The sequence below is a fragment of the Enterobacter kobei genome, from assembly GCF_001729765.1.
Lineage (GTDB): Bacteria > Pseudomonadota > Gammaproteobacteria > Enterobacterales > Enterobacteriaceae > Enterobacter > Enterobacter kobei.
Genome location: NZ_CP017181.1, coordinates 4,083,567 through 4,105,787, shown reverse-complemented (window position 1 = coordinate 4,105,787; position 22,221 = coordinate 4,083,567). Strand labels below are relative to the sequence as shown.

Below are 22,221 nucleotides of genomic sequence, written 5' to 3'. Positions count from 1 at the left end.
TTATATTTTTGCCGCTGCCTCTCAGTGCGGCTGCCGGGGGCTCCCCGATCGATATTCGGCACTTAAGCCGTTAAATACTTTTGTCTTTCACTTATTTCTTCGCCAGTTCCTGGTTAATCATCCAGAGTTCCCGGCGTTCTTCGCTGCTTAAGCCGTGCGTGCGCTCGCGAGCTATCAACTCTTCCTGGCGCAACTCAAGCATCGAATCAAACATATGGTTGAGCGAGTCGGTGAACGTTTTTTCTGCAATGTCCTTATCTGCTATATCGTCCCACATCGACAATTTTTCAAGGGTAGCGGCCTCTTTTGTGCCGCGATAATGTTCTAAAAGTTGTCCGGTGGTCAGACCTGGCTGAGACAAACACGTGTTGACCAGTTCTGAAAATAAGCCAAGTCCGGGCAATTTTTCGTGGTTCAAACCCGCCAGCGATGGCACTTGCGGAGCAAGTTCGGGGTTTTGTACCAGTAACCCTATCAGTATACGCATGGTTGTGCGTTTTAGCTGAGGCGCGGGGCGAACCGTGCCGTTTTCAGCCTGTTTAGGCATTAAACGTTCAAGCTGGCTGTCATCCAGAATGCCGAGCTTGTTGCCTAACTCCTGACGCAGATAGATACGCAGCGTTTCGCCGGGCACCTGGCTGATTAACGGCAGCGCCAGCGTACTGAGCTGCGCGCGCCCGTCAGGGGTACTTAAATCCACCTGCGGCATCAGGCTGTTAAACAGAAACGTGGAGAGCGGCTGAGCCTGATCCATCCGCGCTTCAAACGCCGCTTTGCCCTCTTTACGCACCAGCGTATCCGGGTCTTCGCCGTCTGGCAGGAACATAAAGCGTAGCTGACGCCCGTCGGTCATATACGGTAGCGCCGTTTCCAGCGCACGCCAGGCGGCATCGCGTCCTGCGCGGTCACCGTCGTAACAGCAAATCACGTTGTTGGTGACGCGAAACAGCAGCTGGATATGGTCTGCCGTCGTGGACGTTCCTAATGACGCCACCGCGTAGTTAATGTCGTACTGCGCCAGCGCGACAACGTCCATATAGCCTTCGACGACCAGAAGACGCGGAGGTTCCGCGTTATCCTGCTGCGCCTCATAAAGACCGTAAAGCTGGCGGCCCTTATGGAAAATATCGGTTTCCGGGGAGTTGAGGTATTTCGGCAGGGCATCACCCAGCACGCGACCACCAAAACCAATCACCCGGCCACGCTTATCGCGGATCGGGAACATCACCCGTTCACGGAAGCGGTCGTAGCTTCGTCCCTGGTCGTTGGTGACCAGCATGCCTGCGTCGATGAGAGACTTACGATCTTCGCTATTGCCGCCAAAACGTTTTAACACGTTATCCCAGCCGGGCGGGGCGTAACCAATAGCGAAACGCGCAATCACATCGTCGCTCAGTCCGCGCTTTGTCAGGTATTGACGCGCAGGCTCAGCCGCAGAGTGCTTAAGAGACTGTTGGTAAAACGAATTCAGGCCATCCATCAGTTGATACAGCGTTTGCCGTTGATGGCGCTCGATCTGACTTGGCCCACTGCCTGCTTCATACGGCACTTCAAGGTTATGCATCGCCGCCAGCTCTTCGACGGTTTCAACGAACTCGAGCTTGTCGTAGTTCATCAAAAAATCGACGGCATTACCGTGTGCGCCACAGCCAAAGCAATGGTAGAACTGCTTTTCACCGTTAACGGTGAAAGAGGGGGTTTTTTCGTTATGGAACGGACAGCACGCATGGTAGTTCTTGCCCTGCTTTTTCAGCTTTACCCGCGCGTCGATGAGATCGACGATGTCGGTTCTGGCAAGCAGATCGTTGATGAAAACGCGTGGGATTCTTCCGGCCATATGCCCCAAAAATTTAAGCGACTTATAAACGAAAACAAGCCGCGCATTCCTTCCGGAAGCACGGCCTTACGACTACTACCCTGTCTGTCAATTGAGGGCTGAGGCCCTCAAGCGATTAGTACAGACGAGTACGGCGTGCGTTTTCGCGAGCCAGTTTCTTCGCGTGACGTTTCACAGCGGAAGCTTTAGCGCGCTTACGTTCGGTCGTTGGTTTTTCATAAAACTCACGACGACGAACTTCAGCCAGAACACCTGCTTTCTCGCATGAACGTTTGAAGCGACGCAGTGCTACGTCGAACGGCTCGTTTTCACGTACTTTAATTACCGGCATGTAACTCTCACCTTTAATAAATTCGGTTTGCCGCTGGCATCAACGCCAGCTTATTTCAAAATGGTGCGGAATTTTACTGCAAATGCTGCTGCTTTGTAAAGCACCGATGCGATTTTGAAAGGGACTTTAATAAGGGTGAGGAGTATACACGAGCCTTCTTCCTGGGGCGAACAAAGTTTTACATCACCCCGCCCAGGCTCTACACTGCGCGGTAGTGAAACGAGGTAAAACAAGTCATGCGTGTACTGGGTATTGAAACATCCTGCGATGAAACCGGCATCGCCATTTACGACGACGAAAAAGGCCTTCTGGCCAACCAACTGTATAGTCAGGTGAAATTGCACGCTGACTACGGCGGCGTCGTGCCGGAACTGGCCTCTCGTGACCACGTGCGTAAAACGGTTCCCCTGATTCAGGCGGCGCTGAAAGAGGCCGGGTTACGTTCAACTGATATTGATGCCGTGGCCTATACCGCGGGTCCGGGTCTGGTGGGCGCGCTGCTGGTTGGCGCGACGGTAGGCCGTTCGCTGGCGTTCGCGTGGGACGTGCCGGCCATTCCGGTTCACCATATGGAAGGTCACCTTCTGGCGCCGATGCTGGAAGAGAATCCGCCTGAGTTCCCCTTTGTTGCGCTGCTGGTTTCCGGCGGTCATACGCAGCTGATTAGCGTAACGGGCATTGGCAAATACGCGCTGTTGGGCGAGTCGATCGACGACGCCGCCGGTGAAGCGTTCGACAAAACCGCCAAGCTGCTGGGGCTGGATTATCCTGGCGGCCCGATGCTCTCGAAAATGGCGTCGCAAGGAACGGAAGGGCGCTTTGTCTTCCCGCGTCCGATGACCGACCGTCCAGGGCTGGACTTCAGCTTCTCCGGGCTGAAAACCTTCGCGGCGAATACGATTCGTAATAACGACGACAGCGAACAGACCCGTGCCGATATCGCCCGCGCGTTCGAAGATGCGGTGGTCGATACGCTGATGATCAAGTGCAAGCGCGCGCTGGATCAGACCGGCTTTAAGCGTCTGGTGATGGCGGGCGGCGTCAGCGCCAACCGCACGCTGCGCGCGAAGCTGGCTGAGATGATGCAAAAGCGTCGCGGGGAAGTGTTTTATGCCCGTCCAGAGTTCTGTACCGATAACGGCGCGATGATCGCTTACGCCGGGATGGTGCGTCTTAACGCGGGGGCAACGTCTGACCTGAGCGTGTCCGTGCGTCCGCGCTGGCCGCTGGCGGAACTGCCTGAGGCGTGAGTTTTTTGCCCGGTGGCGCTGCGCTTACTGGGCCTACAAAAACCGTAGGCCGGGTCAGGCGAAGCCGCCACCCGGCGATAAACCGCATTACACCCGCAACATCCCTTTTTCTTCCAGAAACGCAATAATCGTCGCCAGACCGTCACCCGCTTTCAGATTGGTAAACGTCCACGGACGCTCGCCACGCATGCGGTTGGTATCGCGCGCCATCACGTCGAGCGACGCACCCACGTAGGGTGCGAGATCGGTTTTGTTGATCACCAGAAAGTCAGATTTGGTGATCCCCGGCCCGCCCTTACGCGGGATTTTTTCCCCTTCGGCCACGTCGATCACGTAGATAGTGAGATCCGCCAGTTCCGGGCTGAACGTCGCGCTCAGGTTATCCCCGCCGCTTTCTACGAAGATCAGGTCCAGATTGCCGAATTTCTCGCTTAACGCTTCCACCGCCGCCAGGTTCATCGAGGCATCTTCGCGGATGGCGGTATGCGGGCAGCCGCCGGTCTCCACGCCAACAATGCGCTCCGGCTCCAGTGCGCCCGCCTCGGTCAGGATGCGCTGATCCTCTTTGGTGTAGATATCGTTAGTGACTACCGCCAGATGATATGTATCGCGCATTGCCTTGCAGAGCGCTTCCAGCAGGGCGGTTTTACCCGACCCTACCGGGCCGCCGACGCCGACGCGCAGGGGATGTTTGTAATCAGCCATGTTGACTCCTCAGGAACGGAATAGTCGTGAATATTGTGTTTCGTGGCGAGCGGAGGCGATGGCAGACAGCGGCGTGGCTGCACCCAGTGCGTCGTCGTCACGTAAAAATGCCTCTTCGAACCCGGCGGCGAAGTGGTCGCTCAGGTCGATAATCAGCTGCTGCGCCGCCTGCTGCCCAAACGGCACCAGCTTAACGCCCGCCATCACCGCGCTCTCAATCCAGCTGTAGCCGAGACTGAGCGCCAGTTCGCGCGCGCCAATGCCCCAGCGCACGCCGAGCCACGCCATGCCGCAGAGCTGGCTCTGCATACACAGTGTCAGCCATTCAGTCGGGCAGTCAGGCTCCCAGCTTTTAATCAGGCGCGTAAAGGCCGCGCCACGGTTGCGCTCCTCATCGCGCAGCTCGCGCGTTTCCCGGCAGGCGAGCAGGTATGCCGTCCAGCGTTTTGCCGCCACCCAATCCTGTTGTTCGCAGGCGAGATACAGGCGAGTAAAGAGCGGCAGATCGACGCAGTAAAAGCTCTGCTCCATCTGCTGGATTTGCCAGCGTTTAAAGGCGTCGGCATTCGTGACCCAGCCTGCCTCTACCGCCCACTCCAGCCCCTGCGACCAGGTAAACGACCCAACCGGCAGGCTACTGCTGGAGAGCTGCATCAGGCGCAGCCACTGGCGGGCGTGCTCCATCAGCTCATCAACGCCAGCAGGGCAGAGACAATCAACCCACCGCCGAACATTTTACGCAGGCCGTCATGACGGCGCAGCAGTAATCCTGCCGCGAAGCTGGCGCACAGCACCGTGGCGCTGGCGAACATAAACCCGCTGGTGAAGAGCCAGAAGCTGTGGCCGGACATCTCCACACCGTGTGCCCAGCCGTGGAACATCGCCAGAGCAGGTACCGCCAGCAGCAGACGGTTTTCAGTTTTAAACATCATCACGCCGCAGACCGCCAGCGAGGCGATAATCAGCATCTCCATGCCGCTAAATCCGCCGAGCAGACTGCCTGCAACAGCGCCAACGAGCATCATCCCGAGAGTGGCAAACGGTAGCAGGAGTTTGCGGCCACTCAGCGCCGAGAGCACGCCCGCGCCGGTAAGCATCAGCAGGTGATCGAGCCCGGTCAGGGGATGGAAAAAACCGGCCTGGAAGCTGTCGGCACCATGGCCTGGATGGGCGAGCGCCGGAACGGAAAAGGCCAGCTGTAACAGGGGGAGGAGCTTGCGCATAATTAATCCTTAATGTGAATGAGCGTGAGAGTGGCTATGGCTGTGGGCATCGCTGGCATAGGCGCCCGCTTCCGGTTCAAACGGCAGGGAGTCGAAGGTCACCTCCAGCCCGAACGGGCGCAGCATGTCGTCGAGAACGTGATCGTGGTGATAGCGCAATTCGCCGGGCATGATCTGCAGCGGCACGTGGCGGTTGCCCAGGTGGTAGCAGGCGCGGGCGAGCAGGAACGGGTCGGCGCAGCGCACCACGGAGACCGACTCTGCCGCTGCGATCACTTCGATGACCTCACTACCGTCGTCTGTCGTCAGCAGGTCGCCCCCGCGCAGCAGCAGGCCGCGCGGCAACATCAGCCCGGCGTCGCGGCCGTCGTTCAGCGCCACGCGGGCGCGGCTTTTCACCCGCACGTCAATCGGCAGCGTGACGCTGGCGGTAATCGGGTGCGCGTGGTCCAGGCGTTGGGTTAAATAGATCATCATCACTCCTCAGAACAGGAAATAGCGTTGCGCCATCGGCAGAACGTCGGCCGGTTCGCTGGTTATCAGTTCACCGTCGACGCGCACCTCGTAGGTTTGCGAATCGACGGTAATATTGGGTAGTAAACCGTTGTGGATCATGTCGGTCTTCTTCACCGTCCGGCAGCCTTTCACCACCGCCGTGGCGCTTTGCAGATTGAGCTGCTGCGGGACGCCGTTCGCGCTGGCGGCCTGGGAGATAAACGTCAGCCGGGTGGCGTGGCGCGCGGCACCCAGCGCGCCAAACATCGGGCGGTAATGCACCGGCTGCGGCGTGGGGATCGAGGCGTTAATATCGCCCATCGGCGCGCAGGCGATCATTCCACCTTTGACGATGGTGGCAGGTTTGACGCCAAAAAACGCCGGTGACCAGACCACCAGATCCGCCAGCTTGCCCGCCTCAATGGAACCGACCTCATGGGCGATGCCGTGGGTCAGCGCCGGGTTGATGGTGTACTTAGCGACATAGCGCTTCACGCGGAAGTTGTCGTTATCGCCGGTCTCTTCCGGCAGGGCGCCGCGCTGGACCTTCATGCGGTGCGCAACCTGCCAGGTACGGATAATCACTTCTCCCACGCGGCCCATGGCCTGTGAATCTGACGAAGTGAGCGAGAACGCGCCGATATCGTGCAGCACGTCTTCAGCGGCGATGGTCTCCCGGCGAATGCGCGACTCGGCAAACGCCACGTCCTCGGCAATATCCGGGTCGAGGTGGTGGCAGACCATCAGCATGTCGAGATGCTCGTCGATGGTGTTCACCGTGTAGGGCAGCGTCGGGTTGGTGGAGGAGGGCAGAATATTCGGATGCGCGCAGGCGGTGATAATATCCGGCGCATGGCCGCCACCCGCGCCTTCGGTATGGAAGGTGTGGATGGTGCGCCCGCCAATCGCGGCCAGCGTGTCCTCGACAAACCCGGACTCGTTCAGCGTGTCGCTGTGCAGCGCCACCTGAATATCCATCTCTTCGGCAACCTCCAGCGAGCAGTTGATCGCCGCGGGCGTTGCGCCCCAGTCTTCGTGGATCTTCAGCCCAATGGCGCCAGCCGCGACCTGCTCGCGCAGGGCGTCCGGGTTAGAGCCATTACCTTTGCCGAGGAGGCCGATATTCACTGGTAGCGTATCGGCTGCCTGCAGCATACGCGCGATGTACCACGGCCCTGGCGTGCAGGTGGTGGCGTTGGTGCCCGCCGCAGGGCCGGTGCCGCCGCCGATCATGGTGGTCACGCCGGAGACCAGCGCCTCTTCCGCCTGCTGCGGGCAGATCCAGTGAATATGGGTGTCGATCCCGCCCGCGGTCACGATCTTCCCTTCGGCGGCAATCACTTCCGTTGCGGCGCCGATTGGGATCGTCACGCCGGGCTGAATATCCGGGTTACCGGCTTTACCGACGGCAAAGATCCGCCCGTTCTTGACGCCGATATCGGCTTTCACGATCCCCCAGTGATCGACGATCAACGCGTTGGTGAGCACCAGATCCACGCAGTCGTCGGCGGTCATCTGCCCCTGGCCCATACCGTCGCGGATCACCTTTCCGCCGCCGAATTTGACCTCTTCACCGTAGACCGTGAGATCGTCTTCCACTTCGATCCATAGCTCGCTGTCGGCCAGCCGCACTTTATCGCCGGTGGTGGGGCCGAACATATCGGCATACGCCCGGCGTGAAATGTCAGCCATTTTTCACCTCCCCCATCACCTCGCCGCGAAACCCGAAAATACGCTGCGCGCCCGTCACCTGTACCAGCATGACTTCCCGCTTCTGGCCGGGCTCGAAACGCACGGCGGTGCCTGCCGGAATATTCAGCCGGTAGCCTCTGGTGGCTTCCCGGTCGAACTTCAGCGCCGGGTTGACCTCGTAAAAGTGATAGTGCGATCCGACCTGTATCGGCCTGTCGCCGTGGTTTTCAACAATCACTTGTTGGGTTTCACGCCCGACGTTGAGGGCAACCGTGCCGGGCTGGATCTGGTATTCGCCAGGGATCATGACGTGCTCCTTAGACGATCGGATTGTGGACGGTGACGAGCTTGGAGCCGTCCGGGAAGGTGGCCTCCACCTGAATATCCGGGATCATCTCCGGTACGCCCTCCATTACCTGGTCGCGCGTCAGAACGTGACGACCCGCTTCCATCAGCGAGGCGACGGTTTCGCCATCGCGCGCGCCTTCCATAATAAAGGCGCTGATCAGCGCGACCGATTCTGGATAATTGAGCTTAACCCCGCGCGCAAGGCGGCGTTCGGCAACCAGCGCGGCGGTGAACAGCAACAGCTTGTCTTTTTCTCTGGGGGTCAGTTCCATAACGTTTCTCTTATGTCTGCCAGATACGCGGCGAACAGGCATTTTTAGGGGTGAGAAGCGGGCGAAGCGACTGCCAGATGTCGCGCATCACCCGCTGGCAAATCAGGTTATCGTGGGAGAGGAAACGCACCGACAGCAGATCGTCGGTAAGCGTTGCACCTGCATAATTTCCCAGCGGTGCGAGGCGCTCGCGGACCGTATCAAGATGCGTTTCCCCGGCCGGATAGAACAGCAGCGTGCCGAGCCACGGATGTCCGGCAACGGGCGCAAGATCGCCGTCGCTCAGGTGCTGGCGCTCAATCAGGCGCGGTTCATCGTCCACCCAGACCTCAAGGCGGCTCTCCAGCGTGCCGTGGCTGAAGGTTTCACCGATTACCGGGCGACCCAGGCAATACAACTCCCACGCCAGCAGCGTGCTGGAGCCCTTCAGGTGGAAGACGGAGCGCAGTGCGGCATTGGCACCGGGAAAGAGGATGGTATCCTGCGGCAGCCACTCCAGCGTGGATCCATCATCGAGATAAAAGTGTTGATTCAGACAGGCCTGCGGGCCGCTGCTGCGATAGAACTTACTGGCGCCGGGCATGGTGATAAGCGCGTGGCTTTTGGCGTCCAGCCGAACGGAAATGTCCAGCGTATCGCCGCCCACAATGCCGCCGGGCGGATGCAGTAAATAGAGGTGACAGGTTTCCCCTTCGGGATAAAACGGGCGTTGAACGGTGAGCGGCCCGACGTGGTGGGCGGCGTGCAGGAGGGTTTTCTCAGGGGTGTGACAAAACAGCAGGGCAAGCGATGCCTGCCAGCCTTTATACGTATTATCAGTGACCTGAGCTGCTAACATGCTGCATCCATTTCCACACCATCGGGATACGTTTCAGTATGCCCTGGCGGAAATGAAGGCTGTCATATGAGTCGCTTATGGATACGTTTTCTGCTGCCGGCGTTGCGCGTTTTACTCCGGATCTTTTTTCTTTCGCTTGAGCTTCGTCCAGATTTTGGTCTCCTGACGACGCCACAGACGCTGAATATTATCGTGATGACGCAGCAGGATCAGGCAGGAGAGCATTGACACCGGGAAGGTGAACTGGGGTTTGAACCACCAGACGTAAAACGGGGCAATGAGCGCGCTGACGATGGCGCCGAGCGAGGAATAACCGCTCAGCAAGATGGTGAGCAGCCAGGTGCCCGCCATTACGCCGGTAAGATCCCAGCCGATAGGGGCGATAGCGCCAAAGGCGGTTGCAACGCCTTTACCACCTTTAAAACCGAAGAAAACGGGCCAGATGTGGCCGACGCAGGCCGCAATCGCAATGAGCCCCAGCCAGAACGGCGTGACGCCCAGCGCATAAGCGCCCCAGACGGGTAGCATCCCTTTCAGAACATCAAAAATCAAAACCGCTACGGCTGCTCCCTTGCCGCCAATTCTAAGTACGTTGGTCGCTCCCGGATTCCCGGAACCACTTTCACGCGGGTCAGGTAACCCGGCAATGCGGCAGACCAGGATGGCGCTGGAGATTGAGCCGCAAAGATAGGCGAGGAGGATCATTCCAGGCGCGATTGCACTCATAACGCTGTTCCGTTTTGAAAATGTATCTGTATTCTCAGCATCTGTGGATAATACGCATAATTCGCCGGAAGTGGTATCCGGTTTAGCCAAAAAGCAGGCAGGTCGTGATGGATATTGTATTTATAGAGCAACTTTCGGTAATCACCACAATTGGTGTTTACGACTGGGAACAGACCATCGAGCAGAAGTTAGTGTTCGATATCGAAATGGGCTGGGATAACCGCAAGTCAGCAAAAAGCGATGATGTGAATGACTGTCTGAGCTACGCCGACATCAGTGAAACGGTCATCGGCCATGTGGAAGGACAGCGTTTTGCGCTGGTGGAACGTGTGGCGGAAGAGGTGGCGGAACTGCTGCTGACCAAATTCAACTCACCGTGGGTGCGCATCAAGCTGAGCAAGCCGGGAGCGGTAGCGCGTGCGGCCAATGTGGGCGTGATTATCGAGCGTGGCACAAATCTGAAAGGCAAGATTTAACGTCATAATTGCTAAACCATTTTAGGTTATATCGGTCTTATAGCTGTATCTTTCACGGGAGCCGTTGGGGCGACCGTTTTTTTTATATCTTTTTAGGGGTTTATAGATGAGCGATATGCACTCGCTGCTGGTGGCGGCAATACTGGGTGTGGTCGAAGGATTGACGGAGTTTTTGCCAGTTTCCAGTACGGGCCATATGATTATCGTTGGCCATCTGCTGGGCTTTGAAGGCGATACCGCAAAGACGTTTGAAGTCGTCATTCAGCTCGGTTCTATTCTGGCGGTGGTCGTGATGTTCTGGCGTCGCCTGTTTGGCCTGATCGGCATCCACTTTGGCCGTCTGCCGCAGCGTGAAGGCGAAGGCTCGGGGCGCCTGACGCTCATTCATATTCTGCTCGGGATGATCCCCGCAGTGGTGCTGGGCCTGGTTTTCCACGATGCCATCAAATCGCTGTTTAACCCTATTAACGTGATGTACGCGCTGGTGGTCGGTGGCTTCCTGCTGATTGCTGCCGAAGTGCTGAAGCCTAAAACCCCGCGTGCGGAAGGGCTGGACGATATGACGTATCGTCAGGCATTTATCATTGGCTGCTTCCAGTGTCTGGCGCTGTGGCCGGGCTTCTCCCGTTCTGGGGCAACGATTTCCGGCGGGATGTTGATGGGCGTGAGCCGTTACGCGGCGTCGGAGTTCTCGTTCCTGCTGGCGGTGCCAATGATGATGGGCGCCACCGCGCTGGATCTCTACAAAAGCATTGGCTTCCTGACCACGGGTGACATTCCGATGTTTGCCGTGGGCTTTGTCACCGCCTTTATCGTGGCGCTGATTGCCATCAAAACCTTCCTGCAGCTGATTAAGCGTATCTCGTTCATTCCGTTCGCGATCTACCGCTTTATTGTCGCGGCTGCCGTTTACGTGGTCTTCTTCTGATGACCCACTGCCCTCAGTCTTTCGGCTGAGGGCAACGTTTTTCCTTCCACGCCGTTACGGCCTCAATTCGCCGTTTCGTCAGCTCTTCACGAATTTCCGGGCCTTTAAATCCTGCCTCGACAACGTCTTTCGTCGGCACCGCTTTTGCCACAATCCACGCTTCGCGCAGCAGTCGCCCCTGAGGGTAATCGGATGCTTCAAACCCGGTGCGGCCGCGAACGTCGGCTTCGCTGGTGAGTGCGATCTGCTCCACGCGCTGCGGCTTGCGCCAGGCGTCGATATTATCGAACAGCTTCACGATAGTGGCGGGTTTCAGGATCGGGAAGGTGTGGATCAGGTCGTGGAATTCAGCGACCAGTTTTGCCAGGTCACGGATCTCATTCGGCACGCGCAGGCGCTGACAAAGCCCTTCTACCAGCTTTACGCCTGCCGGGCCGTGACCATGATGCCGTGGCCAGAATTCTTTCGGCGTTAAGCCTTTGCCGAGATCGTGGCAGAGGGTGGAAAAACGCACGTCTACTTCAGGACTGAGCATGGCCGCCATGCTCAGCGTCATCAGCGTGTGCACACCGGTATCAATTTCCGGATGCCATTTTGCCGGCGCGGGTACGCCAAACAGCGCGTCGATTTCAGGGAACAGCACCTTTAGTGCGCCGCAGTCACGCAGGACCTGGAAAAAGACCTGTGGGTTGCGGGTGGTCAGGGCATTTTCCGTCTCTTTCCAGACGCGCTCCGGCGTCAGGTGTTCTAATTCGCCCGCCTCGGTCATGGCCGTCATCAGCGCCATCGTCTCATCCGCAATGCGGAAGCTCAGATGGGCGTAACGCGCGGCAAAGCGCGCCACGCGCAGAACGCGGAGCGGATCTTCAGAAAATGCCGGGGAGACGTGACGTAAAAGACGGTTGCGCAGGTCATCCCGCCCGCCGTAGGCATCGATGATTTGGCCGTTTTCGTCCTGTGCCAGGGCGTTAATGGTGAGATCGCGGCGCAGCAAATCCTGCTCCAGCGTCACGTCCGGCGCGGCGTAGCAGGTGAAACCCGTATAGCCGGAGCCGGATTTCCGTTCGGTACGCGCCAGAGCGTACTCTTCGCGGCTTTGCGGATGAAGAAACACGGGAAAATCGCGGCCTACCTGCTGGTAGCCCGCGTCGAGCATCTCTTCCGGGGTGGCGCCAACGACGACCCAGTCTTTATCTTTGACCGGCAGACCTAACAACGCATCACGTACCGCACCACCGACCAGATAACTCTTCACGCCCAACTCTCCCGTTTTCTCTTTTCCAGAATGATACGTAAGTCTGGCAGAGAAGACGAATTAGTTCATCCAGCGGTCTTTACGCTTGCGGCTTGGGATAAGATGCGGCAGGACCAGACCCAGCACCAGACCCACGCCCAGCACGCCGCCGCCATACATAAACCACTGCATGATGATGGTGCGCTGCTTGTCATCAAGCTGCAGATTCGCGGCGTTTACCTTTTTCTGCGCGACGATCAGCTCGTTTTTGAGTTTTTGATTCTCTTCTTTCAGACCGTTAATCACGCTGTCGCTCTGTGCCACTTTCTGCTGCATCTCTGCGGTGCGTTGGTTCCAGGTACCGTCGATGTTGTTCAGCTTGTCGGTCAGGGTCTTCACCTGGTTTTCCAGATCCGGAACGCGCGTGCGCAGGCTTGGTACGGTGCTCAGCTCTTTCAGCGGGATCCAGGAAGTACGACCGGTACTGTCGCGAACCTGACCATAGTTGGTGTCCGCGTTGGTCTGTAACAGGGTGACTTCCTCGCCGGCATTCACCGTGCCCACGAGGCGATAATTATCTCCGGGGCCACTGCGTACCCAGGTGTTCAGTTCGTCAGAAACGTAACGCTTCTCTTCAGCGTGCACTGCGGTTGCGGCGCTAAAAGCGAGTAAAGTAAGTCCAATCAGGCGTAATTTAAGCATCATTAGTCGTTATTTTCATAAATAGTGGAACGATAGTAGTGGCAACAGTGTCTCTACGCAAAGCATTCGTCAGCAATCAGAATCATCTGTGTCACGACTCTACACATTTACGCCCGTCAAATTGCTCATTGCATGGCAATTTGGCGCAAAATACTATGTACTGACAAACAAATGGCGAGGAAGTTCGCCCTCATTGACGCGTCTGTGACGCCCGCAAAAGTACAAGGCTATGGCTCAGGAAATCGAATTAAAATTTATCGTCGAAAAAGACAGCGTTGACGCGCTCCGCCAGCATCTGCATACGCTCTCCGGCGAGCACCATGAACCCGTACAGTTGCTCAACATCTACTACGAAACGCCGGACAACTGGCTGCGTAGCCACGATATGGGGCTGCGCATCCGCGGCGCAAACGGGCGCTACGAGATGACGATGAAAATCGCCGGCCGCGTGGTCGGCGGTTTGCACCAGCGCCCGGAATACAATATCGACATCAGTAAGCCAGAACTTGAGCTGGATCGTTTCCCGGCGGAGGTCTGGCCGGAAGGTGAACGGCCTGCCACGCTGGCAGAGCAGGTACAGCCGCTGTTCAGCACCGATTTTTGCCGTGAGAAATGGCTGGTGACGGAAGGTAAGAGCCGCATTGAAATCGCGCTGGATTTAGGCGAAGTGAAGGCGGGTGAGTTCCAGGAGCCTATTTGCGAGCTGGAGCTGGAACTGCTGGAAGGGGATGCCAGCGACGTGCTGAAACTGGCGCGCAAGCTGGTGAGCCAGCCGGGTTTACGTCAGGGCAGCCTGAGTAAAGCGGCGCGCGGTTACCATTTGGCGGCCGGGAATGCGCCACGCCTGCTGAGAGAGACCCCGATTCTGCGTGTTGTTCCGAAGGCCAGCATTGAACAGGGCATGGAAGCGGCGCTGGAGCTGGCCCTCTCTCAATGGCAGTACCATGAGGAACTCTGGGCGCGTAACGTGAAAAATGCCAGCAAACAGGTGCTGGCCGCCATAGGGCTGGTGCGTCATGCCCTAGCACTGTTTGGCGGTATCGTACCGCGTAAAGCAAGTGCTCACTTACGTGACCTGCTGACCCAAACTGAAACGCTGATGCATTCCGATGTCTCCGCGCAAACGGTGATCTACAGCCCGCAAAACGCCGCGGCAAAACTGGCGCTGACCGAGTTTCTGGTGACGCGCGGCTGGCGCAGCTTCCTGGATGCAAAAGCGCAGACCAAAATCGCGGATAATTTTAAACGCTTCGCGGATATCCATCTATCCCGTCACGCTGCCGAACTGAGAACGACCTTCGCACATCCGCTGGGTGACCAGTACGGCGATCAGCTTCCCCGTCTGGCGCGTAATATCGACAGCATGTTGCTGCTGTCGGGGGCGTATGAGGGCGTGAAGGCGCAGGCCTGGCTGGAAAACTGGCAGGGGCTCAAGCATGCCATTGAAACCCGTCAGCAGATTGAGATCGAGCATTTCCGCAACGAGGCCATTTCGCAGGATCCGTACTGGCTGCACAGCGGAAAACGTTAATTCTGGCAAGGAACCCCTGATATGCCGCTTTCTTCGCAGTTACAGCAGCACTGGCAGACCGTTTGCGAACGTCTGCCCGAGTCTTTACCGGCGTCATCGTTAAGTGAGCAGGCCAAAAGCGTGCTCACGTTCAGTGATTTTGTTCAGGAAAGTGTGAGTGCCAACCCGGACTGGCTGGCAGAGCTGGAGAGCGCACCGCCGCAGGCGAACGAGTGGCGGCAGTATGCCAGCTGGCTGCAAGCCGCGCTGGCAGATGTGGCTGATGAAGCGACGCTGATGCGCGTTCTGCGTCAGTTTCGCCGCCGGGTGATGGTACGCATTGCCTGGGCGCAGTCGCTGGCGCTGGTGAGCGAAGAGAGTACGTTGCAGCAGTTGAGCGAGCTGGCGCAAACGCTGATCATCGCCGCGCGAGACTGGCTCTACGCCGCCTGCTGTAAAGAGTGGGGCACGCCGTGCAGTGAAGAAGGGGTTCCGCAGCCGCTGTTGATTCTGGGGATGGGGAAGCTGGGCGGTTGCGAGCTGAACTTCTCCTCAGATATCGACCTGATTTTTGCCTGGCCGGAAAACGGCTCGACGCGCGGCGGGCGCCGCGAGCTGGACAACGCCCAGTTCTTTACCCGCCTCGGCCAGCGTCTGATCAAGGCACTGGACCAGCCGACGCAGGACGGCTTTGTCTACCGCGTTGACATGCGCCTGCGCCCGTTTGGCGACAGCGGTCCACTGGTGCTGAGCTTTGCCGCGCTGGAGGATTATTACCAGGAACAGGGGCGCGACTGGGAGCGTTACGCAATGGTCAAAGCGCGGATCATGGGCGACAGCGACGACGCTTATGCTAACGAACTTCGCGCCATGCTGCGCCCGTTCGTTTTCCGCCGCTACATTGATTTCAGCGTGATCCAGTCCCTGCGTAATATGAAAGGGATGATTGCCCGCGAGGTTCGCCGCCGTGGGCTGAAGGACAATATTAAGCTCGGCGCGGGCGGCATTCGTGAAATTGAATTTATCGTTCAGGTCTTCCAGCTCATTCGCGGCGGGCGAGAGCCGTCGCTGCAGTCGCGCTCGCTTCTGCCGACGCTGAGCGCCATTGAGCAACTGCACCTGCTGCCGGACGGCGACGCGCAAACCCTGCGCGAAGCCTATCTTTTCCTGCGCCGTCTGGAAAATTTGCTGCAAAGCATCAATGACGAGCAGACGCAGACATTGCCGGGCGATGAGCTGAACCGGGCGCGTCTGGCCTGGGGCATGGGTGCGGACGACTGGGCGGCACTGACCGAAACGCTGGACGCACACATGGCAGGCGTGCGCCGCATCTTTAACGATCTGATTGGCGACGATGAAAGTGAATCCCCGGATGATGCGCTCTCCGAGCACTGGCGCGAGCTGTGGCAGGATGCGCTCCAGGAAGATGACACCACGCCGGTGCTGACGCACTTAAGCGATGATGCCCGCCATCGTGTGGTGGCCTTAATTGCCGATTTCCGTCTCGAACTAAACAAACGCGCCATCGGGCCGCGCGGTCGTCAGGTGCTGGATCATCTGATGCCGCATCTGCTGAGCGAGGTCTGCTCGCGAGAAGACGCGCCGGTGCCGCTGTCGCGCATGATGCCGCTGCTGAGCGGGATTATCACGCGTACCACCTATCTTGAGCTATTGAGCGAGTTTCCGGGCGCGCTGAAGCACCTGATAACGCTCTGCGCCGCGTCGCCGATGGTGGCGAACAAGCTGGCGCGTTACCCGCTGCTGCTGGACGAACTGCTCGACCCGAACACGCTCTATCAGCCGACGGCGACGGATGCGTATCGTGACGAGCTGCGCCAGTATTTGCTGCGCGTGCCTGAAGAGGACGAAGAGCAACAGCTGGAGGCGCTGCGCCAGTTTAAACAGGCACAGATGCTGCGCGTGGCGGCGGCCGATATTGCCGGAACGCTGCCGGTGATGAAAGTGAGCGATCACTTAACCTGGCTTGCGGAAGCGATTATTGACGCGGTTGTCCATCAGGCGTGGGGGCAGATGGTAGCCCGCTACGGTCAGCCAAAACATCTGGCCGATCGAGAAGGGCGCGGCTTCGCGGTGGTGGGTTACGGCAAGCTCGGCGGCTGGGAGCTGGGATACAGTTCCGATCTGGATTTGATCTTCCTGCATGATTGCCCGGCGGACGTGATGACCGACGGCGAGCGCGAAATCGACGGGCGTCAGTTCTATCTGCGCCTGGCCCAGCGCATTATGCACCTGTTCAGCACCCGCACTTCGTCCGGCATTCTGTATGAAGTGGATGCGCGCCTGCGCCCGTCCGGCGCGGCGGGCATGCTGGTGACCTCAACGGAATCCTTCGCCGATTATCAGAAAAACGAAGCCTGGACGTGGGAGCATCAGGCGCTGGTGCGTGCCCGCGTGGTCTATGGCGATCCGCAGCTGCACGCGCAGTTCGATGCGATTCGCAAGGCGGTCATGACCACCCCGCGCGAGGGCAGTACGTTGCAGACTGAGGTGCGCGAGATGCGCGAGAAAATGCGCGCGCATCTGGGCAATAAGCATCGCGATCGCTTTGATATTAAAGCCGACGAGGGTGGTATTACCGATATTGAATTTATCACTCAGTATCTGGTGCTGCTGCACGCACACGATAAGCCGAAGCTGACGCGCTGGTCGGATAACGTGCGTATTCTGGAACTGCTGGCGCAAAACGATATTATGGACGAGCAAGAGGCGCAGGCCTTAACCCGCGCCTACACCACGCTGCGCGATGAACTTCATCACCTGGCGTTGCAGGAGCAGCCGGGACATGTCGCGCTGGACTGTTTTGCCGCAGAGCGCGCCCAGGTGACGGCAAGCTGGCAGAAATGGCTGGTGGAGCCGTGCGTAACAAATCAAGTGTGATATTATCGCGCGCAAATTGTGAATCTTTCTGGAGTCAGGAATGAAAGTAACACTGCCAGAGTTTGAACGTGCTGGAGTAATGGTTGTCGGGGATGTGATGCTGGATCGCTACTGGTATGGGCCAACCAGCCGTATCTCTCCGGAAGCGCCGGTACCGGTGGTTAAGGTCGACACCATTGAAGAGCGTCCCGGCGGCGCGGCAAACGTGGCGATGAACATTGCCTCCCTGGGCGCGCAGTCGCGTCTGGTTGGCCTGACCGGCATCGACGATGCGGCGCGTGCGCTGAGCAAGTCGCTGGCGGACGTGAACGTGAAGTGCGACTTCGTTTCTGTTCCGACCCACCCAACGATTACCAAGCTGCGCGTGCTGTCGCGCAACCAGCAGCTGATCCGCCTCGACTTTGAAGAAGGGTTTGAAGGCGTTGATCCTGAGCCGCTGCACGAGCGCATTAACCAGGCGCTGGGTAATATCGGTGCGCTGGTGCTGTCCGACTACGCTAAAGGTGCGCTGGCGAGCGTGCAGACGATGATTCAGCTGGCGCGTAACGCTAACGTGCCGGTGCTGATTGATCCGAAAGGCACCGATTTTGAGCGCTATCGCGGCGCGACGCTGCTGACGCCAAACCTCTCTGAGTTCGAAGCGGTGGCGGGCAAGTGCAAAACCGAAGAAGAACTGGTTGAACGCGGCATGAAGATCATTGCTGACTTCGAGCTTTCTGCGCTGCTGGTGACCCGCTCCGAGCAGGGGATGACGTTGCTGCAGCCGGGCAAAGCGCCGCTGCATATGCCAACCCAGGCGCAGGAAGTGTACGACGTGACCGGAGCCGGTGATACGGTGATCGGCGTGCTGGCGGCGACGCTGGCAGCGGGTAACTCCCTGGAAGAGGCCTGCTACTTCGCGAACGCTGCGGCGGGTGTGGTCGTCGGCAAACTCGGGACCTCAACCGTTTCCCCTATCGAGCTGGAAAACGCGGTGCGCGGGCGTGCCGACACCGGTTTTGGCGTCATGACCGAAGATGAGCTGAAAGTGGCTGTTGCCGCTGCGCGTAAACGCGGCGAGAAAGTGGTGATGACCAACGGCGTGTTCGACATTCTGCATGCGGGTCACGTCTCTTATCTGGCGAATGCGCGCAAGCTGGGCGATCGTCTGATTGTGGCGGTCAACAGCGATGCGTCGACCAAACGTCTGAAAGGCGAAACACGTCCGGTGAACCCGCTGGAGCAGCGCATGATTGTGCTCGGCGCGCTGGAAGCGGTGGACTGGGTGGTGTCGTTTGAAGAAGATACCCCGCAGCGCCTGATTGCTGGCATTCTGCCGGACCTGCTGGTCAAAGGCGGTGATTACAAGCCGGAGCAAATCGCGGGTAGCGAAGAGGTCTGGGCCAACGGTGGTGAAGTGATGGTGCTCAACTTTGAGGACGGATGTTCAACCACCAACATCATCAGGAAGATCCAGAAAGACAGTCAGTAAAAAAAACGGGCCAGTTGGCCCGTTTTTTTCATGTCGCGTGGCGGCTGCGCCGGGATCATGTAGGCCCGGTAAGCGAAGCGCCACCGGGCACAACAGGCCGCACTTATGCCTGATCATCCACCGGTGGAATCGCCGGTGCCGGCTTCACTTCTTCCGGTGCATGACGGTTTTCCAGCTCGCTCAGACGCTGTTCCAGCAGCGCCAGCTTCTCGCGGGTGCGCAGCAGAACCTGCGTCTGCACGTCGAACTCTTCGCGGCTAACTAAATCAAGGCGAACCAACTGCGCCTGCAGCGTCTGGCGGATTTTCTTCTCAACGTCATCACCAAATTCACGAATGCCTTTTGGCATGGATTCATGAACCTGACGCGCAATTTGCTCAATTTTCTTTGGGTCAATCATTGTCGTTTCCCTTGATGGAAAGGTGTCAGTGTCCATTGTAGCGCGTCATGCCCGGGGTAAACAAAATTGTTTGATGCTTATGCATTGCCCAGCATAATCAATAGCGTTATAGTTATCTCGCTTATTCTCAGGGCGGGGCGAAATTCCCCACCGGCGGTAAATCAGCTTCACGCTGAAAGCCCGCGAGCGCTTTGGGTGACTACTCAAAGGTCAGCAGATCCGGTGTAATTCCGGGGCCGACGGTTAGAGTCCGGATGGGAGAGAGTAACGATCCAGTCGGGCATGGGCCCGCTCACGTTATCTTTTTGCCGCTTGTTCGGCGCTCCTAAGACTGCCCTGATTCTGGTAACCATAATGTTAATGAGGTTTTTTTACCATGAATCAGACGCTACTTTCCTCTTTTGGCACTTCAATTCAACGTGTTGAACATGCACTGGATGCACTGCGCGAAGGCCGCGGTGTGATGGTGCTTGACGATGAAAACCGTGAAAACGAAGGCGACATGATTTTCGCTGCCGAAAACATGACCGTTGAGCAGATGGCGCTGACCATCCGTCACGGTAGCGGCATCGTATGCCTGTGTATCAACGAAGAACGCCGCCAGCAGCTTGATCTGCCAATGATGGTTGAAAATAACACCAGCGCCTTCGGGACCGGTTTTACCGTGACCATTGAAGCTGCACATGGCGTAACCACCGGTGTGTCGGCGGCTGACCGTTTGACCACCGTGCGTGCAGCCATTGCGGATGGGGCGAAACCCTCCGATCTGCACCGTCCTGGCCACGTCTTCCCGCTGCGTGCGCAGCCGGGCGGCGTGCTGACCCGTGGTGGTCATACCGAAGCGACTATCGATCTGGTGACCCTGGCAGGCTTTAAACCTGCTGGCGTGCTGTGTGAATTGACTAACGATGATGGCACCATGGCGCGCGCGCCGGAGTGCATTACCTTTGCGCGTCTGCACAACATGCCGGTAGTCACGATTGAAGATCTGGTGGAGTACCGCCAGGCGCACGAGCGCAAAGCCAGCTGAAACCGCTGATGTGAAAAAGCCGGGGAAACCCGGCTTTTTTGTGGCTAGTGGTAGTTAATTTTAAACAGCACCACCGTTTCGAACGGACCTGACTGAATGGCTTTTCCCGCGTCTGGGGAGAGCTCCGCGGTATAGGTTTGTTCATAGTTCAACGTACTCCCGGTGAAATCCGCATACTCTTCGTAGTGGTTGAAGGTATAAGGCTGGGTTCCATTGAGGATACGTAGCTTTAAGCCATTTCCAATCAACAGGGCAGTGTCGTTTTCGGAGAGCGACTCCGTCGTGTAAAACGATGAGTCCATTTTAAAGCCATCTGAACACTGGGCGTCCTGCACTTTCGTGGTTTTAACCGTAAAGGTGCGGTTGCGCGTTTGCTGATTCACGATGTCGCGAGCACTGAAGGTACCGAAATCAATCTCCTGGTTCTCAGGATAAATACTGAAGGTTGCGCCGCAGTCGAGGACGGTAATGTTTTGTAACCCGTTAATGTGGTACTTGAGGTTTTTTGCATCGGCCATCTGGTTAACCCCGCCTTTTCCGTCAAACTGCACCACGACGTAGTCCCCCAGCGAACTTTTGTAGCCGTGCGGCGGAACGGCCTTTATACGAACGTAAAGGCGCAGTCGGGCAATGAACGTGCGCGTGGTGTGAATATCATTGGCATTGCCTGAGCATAGCCGGTTCTCCCACCCCATTTGCTTAATTTGTTCCGGGGTGTACATGGTGATGTTGTTATTATCAAGGCACTGGCGGGTATCTACGCCGTTTGGTTGCCCCGTCGCGTCATAATCCATGCCTTCATAGGTGACCCCCAGCTCGTAGTAAGGGTCGGAAGCGGCTGGATAGGGGTTGACCCAGGCATAGACGTCCTCTTTTTCGAAGCTGCCGGCCACATCGTGGTTACAGGTGACCGGGATTTTAATGTCGTCAGATTCCCAGATCTTTTGCCCCACCTGTGCATTGCTGGGGATAGCAAACGGACTGATCGTTTTTGTCTCTTCCACCGGGCCGCCCTGAGCGCCCAGATAGCAATCGAGCGCCAGCGCGGCTTTTAAGGGCAGCAGCGCCAGCAGCATCGCGATCAAAACATTAGTGAGCTTTCGCATCGCTTGTGGCCTTCGCATCCTTAAGTTGGCAGGTCGACGTCCCCTGACAGGTCGCGTCAAGCTTTCGCAGTGCGCCGTAATCGTCGATATAACCAATGCTGTAATAGCTGCCGTGATAGCCACCGGTGGTGACAGAGGCGCTGGCAAAGGGTGCCAGCATCAGGCTGTCAAAGCCGGGCAGCATGGTTTTACCATTTTTGCTTAGCCAGGCGAGGGTGAGGTAATAAGGTGTAGGGTTATGAATTGTCAGCCCTTTTGCCGTTGCCGTCACCTCCATGCGCATTTCAGAACGATCGCCTGCTTTTTTCACGATAGCCTTCGGGCGCCAGAACAGCTTGATACGGCTCTGCATGGCGACCTGCATGACGCTGCGATCATCGTCGAGGCTGGCGCTTTTTGGTGGCACTTCGCGCAGGTTGAAGTAGAAGAGCGATTCCCGATCTTTCGGCAGCGCGCTGGTGGCCGCCTGCTTCACGATCCTGACCTGGGATGACGATCCGGGTTCAATGCGCTGGATCGGAGGAAGCACCATAAAGTGGCTGTCTTCCTTACGACCGTTTTCGTCTTCAATCCAGGAGAGCGCAAGATAGGGGAGTGTTTTGCTCTGGTTATCGACCTTCAGGCTGCTGGCCTTGTCGGTTTCGGGAAAGACGATGCGGGTACGATCCAGATTAATGGCCGCCTGGGTGGCGAATGCTGTACCGATCAACATCAGGCACAGGCTTTTCAGTGGAGTGAGTTTCATCATA

Annotated in this window: 23 protein-coding genes and 1 riboswitch; of the genes, 7 read left to right on the top strand and 16 right to left on the bottom strand. The window is 57.8% G+C overall.

The window, feature by feature from the left end; translation table 11 throughout:
- Positions 1 to 91 precede the first annotated feature (91 nt).
- Positions 92 to 1,837 (bottom strand): DNA primase, encoded by a 1,746-nt coding sequence (dnaG, locus tag BFV64_RS19830; RefSeq protein WP_014885284.1) that lies wholly within the window; start codon positions 1,835 to 1,837, stop codon positions 92 to 94.
- 115 nt (positions 1,838 to 1,952) lie between these two features.
- A complete protein-coding gene (gene rpsU, locus BFV64_RS19825; RefSeq protein ID WP_001144069.1) occupies positions 1,953 to 2,168 on the bottom strand; it encodes a 30S ribosomal protein S21 in 216 nt (71 codons plus the stop codon).
- Between the two features lie 236 nt (positions 2,169 to 2,404).
- Between rpsU and tsaD the strand changes: the two genes are divergently transcribed.
- A complete protein-coding gene (gene tsaD, locus BFV64_RS19820) occupies positions 2,405 to 3,418 on the top strand; it encodes a tRNA (adenosine(37)-N6)-threonylcarbamoyltransferase complex transferase subunit TsaD (protein WP_014885283.1) in 1,014 nt (337 codons plus the stop codon).
- Between the two features lie 87 nt (positions 3,419 to 3,505).
- Here tsaD and ureG read toward each other — a convergent pair whose 3' ends face one another.
- The 9 genes from ureG to plsY all read right to left on the bottom strand — a co-directional run bounded on the left by ureG (position 3,506) and on the right by plsY (position 9,717).
- Positions 3,506 to 4,123 (bottom strand): urease accessory protein UreG, encoded by a 618-nt coding sequence (gene ureG / locus BFV64_RS19815; protein WP_014885282.1) that lies wholly within the window; start codon positions 4,121 to 4,123, stop codon positions 3,506 to 3,508.
- Positions 4,124 to 4,132: 9 nt separating this feature from the next.
- Positions 4,133 to 4,807, bottom strand: a complete 675-nt coding sequence (locus BFV64_RS19810) for an urease accessory protein UreF (RefSeq protein WP_014885281.1) — start codon at positions 4,805 to 4,807, stop codon at positions 4,133 to 4,135.
- On the bottom strand, positions 4,807 to 5,346 hold the full coding sequence (locus tag BFV64_RS19805; protein WP_069602375.1) for a HupE/UreJ family protein: 540 nt from the start codon (positions 5,344 to 5,346) through the stop codon (positions 4,807 to 4,809). The genes BFV64_RS19810 and BFV64_RS19805 overlap by 1 nt, the downstream gene beginning before the upstream one ends.
- Positions 5,347 to 5,355: 9 nt before the next feature.
- A complete protein-coding gene (gene ureE, locus BFV64_RS19800; protein WP_023337818.1) occupies positions 5,356 to 5,820 on the bottom strand; it encodes an urease accessory protein UreE in 465 nt (154 codons plus the stop codon).
- 9 nt (positions 5,821 to 5,829) lie between these two features.
- Entirely contained in the window at positions 5,830 to 7,533 is a 1,704-nt protein-coding gene (gene ureC, locus BFV64_RS19795; protein WP_014885278.1) for an urease subunit alpha, read from the bottom strand.
- On the bottom strand, positions 7,526 to 7,840 hold the full coding sequence (locus BFV64_RS19790; protein ID WP_069602374.1) for an urease subunit beta: 315 nt from the start codon (positions 7,838 to 7,840) through the stop codon (positions 7,526 to 7,528). Before BFV64_RS19790 ends, ureC begins: the two co-directional genes overlap by 8 nt.
- Before the next feature lie 10 nt (positions 7,841 to 7,850).
- Positions 7,851 to 8,153, bottom strand: a complete 303-nt coding sequence (locus tag BFV64_RS19785; protein WP_003862556.1) for an urease subunit gamma — start codon at positions 8,151 to 8,153, stop codon at positions 7,851 to 7,853.
- A 10-nt stretch (positions 8,154 to 8,163) separates the two neighbouring features.
- Positions 8,164 to 8,991, bottom strand: coding sequence for an urease accessory protein UreD (locus BFV64_RS19780; RefSeq protein ID WP_045281431.1), 828 nt, complete (start codon positions 8,989 to 8,991; stop codon positions 8,164 to 8,166).
- Between the two features lie 111 nt (positions 8,992 to 9,102).
- Positions 9,103 to 9,717 (bottom strand): glycerol-3-phosphate 1-O-acyltransferase PlsY, encoded by a 615-nt coding sequence (plsY, locus tag BFV64_RS19775; RefSeq protein WP_014833311.1) that lies wholly within the window; start codon positions 9,715 to 9,717, stop codon positions 9,103 to 9,105.
- 107 nt (positions 9,718 to 9,824) lie between these two features.
- Here plsY and folB point away from each other — a divergent pair, with 107 nt between their 5' ends.
- The gene (gene folB / locus BFV64_RS19770) at positions 9,825 to 10,193 is read left to right on the top strand and encodes a bifunctional dihydroneopterin aldolase/7,8-dihydroneopterin epimerase (protein WP_014885275.1); all 369 of its coding nucleotides are present in this window, start codon (positions 9,825 to 9,827) and stop codon (positions 10,191 to 10,193) included.
- Positions 10,194 to 10,299: 106 nt separating this feature from the next.
- Positions 10,300 to 11,121 (top strand): undecaprenyl-diphosphate phosphatase, encoded by an 822-nt coding sequence (gene bacA / locus BFV64_RS19765; protein ID WP_014885274.1) that lies wholly within the window; start codon positions 10,300 to 10,302, stop codon positions 11,119 to 11,121.
- Positions 11,122 to 11,134: 13 nt separating this feature from the next.
- Here bacA and BFV64_RS19760 read toward each other — a convergent pair whose 3' ends face one another.
- Positions 11,135 to 12,376: a multifunctional CCA addition/repair protein gene (locus BFV64_RS19760; protein ID WP_050861953.1), complete on the bottom strand. Its 1,242-nt coding sequence runs from the start codon at positions 12,374 to 12,376 to the stop codon at positions 11,135 to 11,137.
- Between the two features lie 60 nt (positions 12,377 to 12,436).
- Positions 12,437 to 13,057 (bottom strand): TIGR04211 family SH3 domain-containing protein, encoded by a 621-nt coding sequence (locus BFV64_RS19755; protein WP_014885272.1) that lies wholly within the window; start codon positions 13,055 to 13,057, stop codon positions 12,437 to 12,439.
- Positions 13,058 to 13,286: 229 nt separating this feature from the next.
- Between BFV64_RS19755 and BFV64_RS19750 the strand changes: the two genes are divergently transcribed.
- The 3 genes from BFV64_RS19750 to hldE are packed head-to-tail and all read left to right on the top strand — an operon-like array spanning position 13,287 to position 18,936.
- Complete coding sequence (locus BFV64_RS19750) at positions 13,287 to 14,588, top strand: CYTH domain-containing protein (RefSeq protein ID WP_014885271.1); 1,302 nt, start codon at positions 13,287 to 13,289, stop codon at positions 14,586 to 14,588.
- 21 nt (positions 14,589 to 14,609) lie between these two features.
- Positions 14,610 to 17,465, top strand: a complete 2,856-nt coding sequence (gene glnE / locus BFV64_RS19745; protein ID WP_069602373.1) for a bifunctional [glutamate--ammonia ligase]-adenylyl-L-tyrosine phosphorylase/[glutamate--ammonia-ligase] adenylyltransferase — start codon at positions 14,610 to 14,612, stop codon at positions 17,463 to 17,465.
- Positions 17,466 to 17,505: 40 nt separating this feature from the next.
- Complete coding sequence (gene hldE / locus BFV64_RS19740) at positions 17,506 to 18,936, top strand: bifunctional D-glycero-beta-D-manno-heptose-7-phosphate kinase/D-glycero-beta-D-manno-heptose 1-phosphate adenylyltransferase HldE (protein WP_014885269.1); 1,431 nt, start codon at positions 17,506 to 17,508, stop codon at positions 18,934 to 18,936.
- 103 nt (positions 18,937 to 19,039) lie between these two features.
- On the opposite strand, the gene ubiK is transcribed toward hldE, so the two are convergent.
- The gene (ubiK, locus tag BFV64_RS19735; RefSeq protein ID WP_014885268.1) at positions 19,040 to 19,336 is read right to left on the bottom strand and encodes a ubiquinone biosynthesis accessory factor UbiK; all 297 of its coding nucleotides are present in this window, start codon (positions 19,334 to 19,336) and stop codon (positions 19,040 to 19,042) included.
- A gap of 119 nt (positions 19,337 to 19,455) precedes the next feature.
- A riboswitch (FMN riboswitch) is annotated at positions 19,456 to 19,606 on the top strand.
- Between the two features lie 106 nt (positions 19,607 to 19,712).
- Between ubiK and ribB the strand changes: the two genes are divergently transcribed.
- Entirely contained in the window at positions 19,713 to 20,366 is a 654-nt protein-coding gene (gene ribB, locus BFV64_RS19730; protein WP_014885267.1) for a 3,4-dihydroxy-2-butanone-4-phosphate synthase, read from the top strand.
- Positions 20,367 to 20,410: 44 nt separating this feature from the next.
- Here ribB and BFV64_RS19725 read toward each other — a convergent pair whose 3' ends face one another.
- Together BFV64_RS19725 and BFV64_RS19720 are read right to left on the bottom strand one after the other, a co-directional pair.
- Complete coding sequence (locus BFV64_RS19725) at positions 20,411 to 21,472, bottom strand: type 1 fimbrial protein (protein WP_069602372.1); 1,062 nt, start codon at positions 21,470 to 21,472, stop codon at positions 20,411 to 20,413.
- The gene (locus BFV64_RS19720) at positions 21,456 to 22,217 is read right to left on the bottom strand and encodes a fimbrial biogenesis chaperone (RefSeq protein WP_069602371.1); all 762 of its coding nucleotides are present in this window, start codon (positions 22,215 to 22,217) and stop codon (positions 21,456 to 21,458) included. Before BFV64_RS19720 ends, BFV64_RS19725 begins: the two co-directional genes overlap by 17 nt.
- Positions 22,218 to 22,221 lie beyond the last annotated feature (4 nt).